Source organism: Roseicyclus amphidinii, assembly GCF_030163755.1.
GTDB classification, from domain to species: domain Bacteria; phylum Pseudomonadota; class Alphaproteobacteria; order Rhodobacterales; family Rhodobacteraceae; genus Roseicyclus; species Roseicyclus amphidinii.
In genome coordinates this window covers 1-4471 of sequence record NZ_JASJOE010000120.1, presented here as the reverse complement: position 1 = coordinate 4471, position 4471 = coordinate 1, and the positions used below count along the sequence as shown (strand labels likewise).

The window sequence follows — 4471 nt, the reverse complement described above, 5'->3', positions numbered from 1 at the left end:
TTCGATCCGGTGACCGAGGCCGACCGCGCCGCCCGCGCCGCCCGCCGCGATGCCGACACGCGTCTGGCCGATGCCTCACGCGCGCAGTCGCGGGCCGAGGCCGAGCGCAGCGTTCTCGAGGGTCGCCTCGAGACGCTGCAAGCCGCCGCCCGCCGTCACGCCGACGAAGCGAAGGCCGCCGAGACCGAACTGGCCCGCGCCGAGGGCGCGAAGGCCGAGCTGGAAGACCTCTCCGCCAGCCGCGCGCGGCTGGACGACATCCGCACCACGGTCGAGGCCGCGCGGATGACCATGCTCGCCCGCCGCACTGCCCATGACGAGCTGAAGCGCGAGGGCGAGCGGCGCGAGGCGCGCATCCGCCAGATCGGCACCGAGATCGCGGGCTGGCGCAAGCGCCTCGACAGCGCCGCCACCCGGCTGGCCGAGTTGCAGGCCCGCCATGCCGAGACCGAGGTCAAGCTGGCCGAGGCGCGCGGCAAGCCCGACGAGCTGGCCGCCAAGCGCGAGGGGCTGGCCGAGAAGATCACCGAAGCCGAGGCGCGCAAGGCCGCGTCGAGCGATGCGCTCTCCGCCTCGGAAAGCGCGTTGCGCGCCGCCATCGTCGCCGAGCGTGACGCCGAACGCGCCGCTTCGGATGCGCGTGAGGGCCGCGCCGCCGCCGAGGCCCGCCGCGACGCCGCCCGCGAAAGCGTCGAGGCCGCCGCCGCCCGCATCGACGAAGAGCTGGAAACGACGCCCGAGGCGCTGCGCGACAGCCTCGGAGACCTGCCCGACCCGATGCCGCCCTCCGACCGGATCGAGGCCGATGTCCACCGCCTCCGCCGCCAGCGCGACGCGCTGGGCGCGGTGAACCTGCGCGCCGAGGAAGACGCCCGCGAGGTGCAGGAGGAACACGACACGCTCGCCCGCGAAAAGGCCGATCTCGAGGCCGCCATCGCCAAGCTGCGCACCGGCATTTCGAACCTCAACCGCGAGGGGCGCGAGCGCCTGCTCAAGGCCTTCGACGAGGTGAACGCGAATTTCACCAAGCTCTTCACCCATCTCTTCGGCGGCGGCGAGGCACGTCTGGTGCTGGTCGAAAGCGACGACCCGCTCGAGGCCGGTCTGGAAATCCTCTGCCAGCCGCCCGGCAAGAAGCTCTCGACGCTGTCGCTCCTGTCGGGCGGGGAACAGACCCTGACGGCGCTTGCGCTGATCTTCGGCGTCTTTCTCGCCAACCCCGCCCCCATCTGCGTGCTCGACGAGGTCGACGCGCCGCTCGACGACGCCAACGTCACGCGGTTCTGCGACCTGCTCGACGAGATGACCCGCCAGACCGACACGCGCTTCCTCATCATCACGCACCACGCGGTGACCATGGCGCGGATGGACCGGCTCTTCGGCGTCACCATGGCCGAACAGGGTGTGTCGCAGCTCGTGTCGGTCGACCTCAAGAAAGCAGAGCAGCTGGTCGCCTGAACGCGGTTAACGTCTTCTTGACCAAGCCCGTCTAGCCTCCCTCCTGCCGCGACCCTTCGCGGTGAATGGAGGTGATGTGTTTGAAGGAACGGAACTTTCGAAGGTGGATGGTTCTGCTGTCGGCGGGAACGCTGGCGGTTGCGGTCATTCGCCTCCTGATCGGGCACTAGCCTGAAAAGGAAAGGCCCCACGAAGAGGCAACTTCGTGGGGCCAACTTTGGTGAGTCCTTGAAGGAAACACAACTTCCGTAGGATCAGCCTATACCCGAATTCCTACCGAAAAGTAAAGATCCGCCGCCCTCACAGCGCGTTCAGCAGTGCCCGTGTCGGCCAGGCGTCGGCGGGCAGGCCCAGCTCGCGCTGCACCTCGCGCACCGCGGCGCGGGTCCGCGCGCCGAGGATGCCCGTGGTGCCGCCCGTATCCATCCCGCGCGCCACCAGCCGCCGCTGCAACTCGCGCATCTCGTCGCCCGACAGTCCCGGCTCGGGATTGCGTGGATCGAAGACCGGCGCCCCCTCCAGCCGCGTGGCGAAATAGGCCGCCGTCAGGACATAGGTGAAGCTCTGGTTCCACTCGAACAGCACGTTGAAATTCGGGTAGGCGATGAAGGCCGGGCCGTTCCGCCCCTCGGGCAGGATGATCGAGGCCTGCGCCCCCGACATCGGCAGCGCACCGCCTGCACGCGCCCGCACGCCTGCGGCCTCCCACTCGGCCACGGACCGCGAGGTATGGATGCCGGTGTCATACCAATCCAGGTCGCCGGGGATCGTCACCTCGATCAGCCAGGGCTCGCGCGGCCGCCAGCCCAGCGAGGACAGGATGTTCGCCCCCGACAACAGCGCATCGGCGGGCGAGCTCTGCAGGCTCACGCGCCCGTCGCCGTCGCCGTCGATGGCATGGGTCACGATATCCTCGGGCAGCATCTGGACCATGCCGATTTCACCGGCCCAGGCCCCTTGCGTGTTGACCGGGTCGAAATCGCCCCGCGTGTACAGCTCCAGCGCGGCAAAGACCTCGGGGCGGAACAGCTCGGGGCGGCGGCAGTCATGGGCCAGCGTCACCAGCGAATCCAGCGTGTTGAAATCGCCCTGGAACGCGCCGTAATCCGTCTCGAAGGCCCAGAACGACAACAGGATGCCGCGCGAGACGCCGAAGCGGCGCTCGATCTCGTCGAAGACGGCGCGGTGCCGCTCGGCGTTGCGGCGGCCGTTGTCGAGCCGGTTCTGGCTGATCAGGCGGCGCGAGAACTCGGTGAAGGGCACGGTGAAGATGCCCTGCCGCCGGTCGGCGTCCAGCGCGCGCTGGTAGTAGTCGGCGTGACGGAAGAAGCCGTCGATCGCCTGCTGGCTGTAACCACGCTGCGCGGCCTCGGCCCGCAACCCTTGCAGGAACTGGCCGAAATCGCCGCCGCATTGCTGGGCGCTGGCCGCGCCCGTGGAAATCCCGAGCGACAAGAGCCCGGCGGTCAGGAAACGCATCATCTGGAAATACCCTGTCGGTTCACGTTTTTCCGGCAGAGTATCAAGGCTGCGCAATCCCGCAAGGCCCGGCGCTCAGGCGGCGTTCAGCCGCGCGCGCCCATGCGGCGCATCCCAGTCGATCACCGGGTTGATCGGGATGATCCGGTGCGGATTGATGGTCTCGTGGCTGTAGTGGTAGTGCCGCACGATGTGGTCGAAATGGATCGTCCCGGCCACGCCCGGCCATTGATACAGCTCCCGCGCATAGGCCCAAAGGTTCGGGTAGTCGATCAACCGCCGCCGGTTGCACTTGAAATGCAGGTGATAGACCGCGTCGAACCGCGCCAGCGTGGTGAAGAGACGCCAATCCGCCTCGGTCACGCGGTCGCCCGCGAGATAGCGGTTCTCCGACAGGATGCCCTCCAGCCAGTCGAGCGCATCGAACAGCGCATGCACCGCACTGTCATAGGCGGCCTGCGTCGTGGCGAAGCCCGACTTGTAGACGCCGTTGTTCACCTCGTCATAGACGCGGGCGTTGATCTCGTCGATCCGGGGGCGCAGCGCCTCGGGGTAATAGTCATCGGTGTTGCCCGTGATCCCGTCGAAGGCCGAGTTGAACATCCGGATGATCTCGGCGCTTTCGTTCGAGACGATGGTGTCGGTCGCTGTGTCCCACAGGACCGGCACGGTCACGCGCGTCGTCGCCTTGGGTTCCGCACGCTGGTAGATCTCGCGCATGTAGGCTGACCCGAACAGAATGTCGCCGGTCGCGCCGGGGAAATCGGTGGCAAAGGTCCAGCCATCCGACAGCATGTCGGGATGCACCGCCGAGACGGAAATGTGATCCTCCAGCCCCTTGAGGCTGCGGAAGATCATCGCCCGGTTGGCCCAGGGGCAGGCATGGCTGACATAGAGGTGATAGCGCCCGCTTTCGGCCTTGAAGCCGCCCACACCGCTCGGCCCCGCGCTGCCGTCGGGCGTGACCCAGTTGCGGAACCGGCTTTCCTGACGCTCGAACGCGCCGCCGCTTGCCTTGGTGTCATACCACTGGTCGCGCCAGTCTCCGTCGATCAACAGGCCCATCGGTGATCCTCCTTCTGCGTGAGACAGGAGGTAGCCCGCGCAGCGCCATTGCAAAACCGCACAGTGTGCAGGTGCACCCTTGCACGGTTGCACAACTCAGCCGGTCACGGCCCTGTTGCGCGCGCGGAACGCCTCGGCCTTGGCGCGGTTGCCGCAGCGCGCCATGGCGCACCAACGCCGCCCGCGCCCGCGCCCGTGGTCCAGGAACAGATGCGTGCAGCGCCGGCATTCGCGCAGCCGGTCAAGGTCGTCGCGGCGCAACAGGTCGTGCAGCGCAAGCGCGAGGTGGTCCAAAAGCCCGCCCAGCGGCCCCGGCACAACCGTCATGCCGCGCGGCCCGAAGGCAAAGCTCGCATCCTGCAGCGCGCCCTTGATCGCCGCCTCCAGCGTCAGCGCCTCTTCGCGCCCCGGCTTGCGCCCGGCGGCCATCGCCGACAGCACGGCATAGCCGGCCTCGCGCAGCGCGAGC

At 68.4% G+C, this 4471-nt stretch carries 4 protein-coding genes; 1 reads left to right on the top strand and 3 read right to left on the bottom strand.

Annotation, left to right across the window (positions count from 1 at the left end; genetic code table 11):
- On the top strand, window positions 1-1458 hold a 1458-nt coding region (locus QQK83_RS18890), incomplete at its 5' end, for a coiled-coil domain-containing protein (RefSeq protein WP_465250988.1).
- Between the two features lie 300 nt (window positions 1459-1758).
- Here QQK83_RS18890 and QQK83_RS18885 read toward each other — a convergent pair.
- From QQK83_RS18885 to QQK83_RS18875, 3 genes are all read right to left on the bottom strand, one after another.
- Complete coding sequence (locus QQK83_RS18885; protein ID WP_284266932.1) at window positions 1759-2937, bottom strand: lytic murein transglycosylase; 1179 nt, start codon at window positions 2935-2937, stop codon at window positions 1759-1761.
- Between the two features lie 75 nt (window positions 2938-3012).
- Window positions 3013-4002 carry a glutathione S-transferase family protein gene (locus QQK83_RS18880; RefSeq protein WP_284266931.1) on the bottom strand — a complete coding sequence of 330 codons (990 nt, stop codon included), beginning with the start codon at window positions 4000-4002 and terminating at the stop codon, window positions 3013-3015.
- Between the two features lie 96 nt (window positions 4003-4098).
- The coding region (locus QQK83_RS18875) for a CGNR zinc finger domain-containing protein (protein WP_284266929.1) at window positions 4099-4471 on the bottom strand (373 nt) is incomplete at its 5' end.

Excerpts from the sequence above, each read along its gene's own strand:
- QQK83_RS18885 (WP_284266932.1), bottom strand. The coding sequence starts at position 2,937 with ATGCGTTTCCTGACCGCCGGGCTCTTGTCGCTCGGGATTTCCACGGGC.
- QQK83_RS18880 (WP_284266931.1), bottom strand. The coding sequence starts at position 4,002 with ATGGGCCTGTTGATCGACGGAGACTGGCGCGACCAGTGGTATGACACC.